The sequence below is a fragment of the Mesotoga sp. HF07.pep.5.2.highcov genome (assembly GCF_003666285.1).
GTDB classification, from domain to species: domain Bacteria; phylum Thermotogota; class Thermotogae; order Petrotogales; family Kosmotogaceae; genus Mesotoga; species Mesotoga prima.
On the sequence record NZ_JFHJ01000418.1, the window covers coordinates 1 to 1,461 of the forward strand.

Genomic DNA, 1,461 nt, shown 5'->3' on the forward strand with positions numbered 1-1,461 from the left:
GTGGTAGTGAAACAATTTCTCCATATTCTATTGTTACTGATTCGGACTCAGTTAATTCGAAATCTGAATTGTGCCTTTTCAACATTCCAAATCCAGAGAAAACCGCAACAAACGCAATACATATAATAACGAGGAAAACGATTTTTCTCATTTGCTCTTTCAAAGCCTTACCTTTCGGCTCTTTTTCCTCGACGATCTCACAACCCAAATGTAAATCAACACTGCAAGTGTCAAAATCGGGATTAGCAACAAAAACAGACTTCTATCGCTCTTTTCATTTTTATCAGGGGCCGACAGAGTAAAAATCGCTTCCGAGGAATTTCCCTCGACATCTTTTGCAACAACAAGGTGTTCACCATATTCGTTCACAATAATGTGCATTTCCCTTTCCCTTTCATTTACTGGATAGGCCTTCCCGGAAACCACAACCTCTTTTACGTTTACGTCGTCACTGACTGTGAAGCTTAAAATCTTTTCGCCTGCAGAAGACGCATACTGATCAGGAATGCCATCAATTATCGGCTCACCCGTTGTGACAGGGCTTCTTGAGAGACAGTCCTTTTCAACCCAGCCGTAATCTGAAACGTAGTAGCAGCTCTCGCCTTCTTCAGCAACCTTAACTTGCTGACCTTTCCTCAGGCTGCCATAATCCTTGGAGACCCAGAAGAGTTCCTCTTCTCCCTCTAGATAAAAGGTAGCAACTGTCTTATTCCCATCGGAATCGTAGGCGTTGACAGTGTAAACACCAGTTCCGTTAACTTCAATAACAATTTCCGTTGATGTTGAATTGAGAGTGCGATGCGAAACGGTAAGATCGGGTGCTATTACTTCTGCAGCTGTCACAGTTCCGTTATCTGAAACAGAAAATGTCAAGTACTTATCTTTCCCAATGGAGACTTTTTGAGTTCTTTCGCCGATTATGATAGGAGGTTCAAGATCTGGAGGTGATATCGATAAAAAGGTTTCATCAACCCATTCCCCATTAACTAGGAATTCGTTGTTTCGGTGATCGTCCACTAATACTTTATCTCCTCTTTGATATGAGCTGATTTCCTTCACCACATACATGACCGTCTCTTCGAAGTGAACAGTGAGGATTCTTTCGTCGTAGGAACCGGAGCTGTCATAAGCTCTAAGTGTGTAAGTTCCTTCACCATCAGGGGAGAAAACTACGCAGCCATCTTCTCCAATCGCTACCTCTTCTTCATTCACAGTTACTCTTGTTACGGGCTGGGAAACCGTGAAACTTACGGTGCTCTTTTCTAAATTTATTTCTCGTTCACTGGTAGTGTAGATTCTTGGCAACTTATCTAGTTGAAGAAGAATGGAACTCAATTCCTTACCCACCTCAGCAGGGCTAGATCCATTTTCACAGGTTACTCTCTCCTTTGCCAATGATGAAGAGACCCAGTTTCCCTGGGAGTTATATGAGAAATACTCCCCATCACCAAAACCAATCAA

At 42.4% G+C, this 1,461-nt stretch carries 1 pseudogene; it reads right to left on the reverse strand.

Going from position 1 to position 1,461, the window contains the following annotated elements:
- Positions 1 to 159: 159 nt before the first annotated feature.
- A pseudogene (locus BG32_RS08840) lies at positions 160 to 1,461 on the reverse strand (WD40 repeat domain-containing protein); the annotation flags it as partial.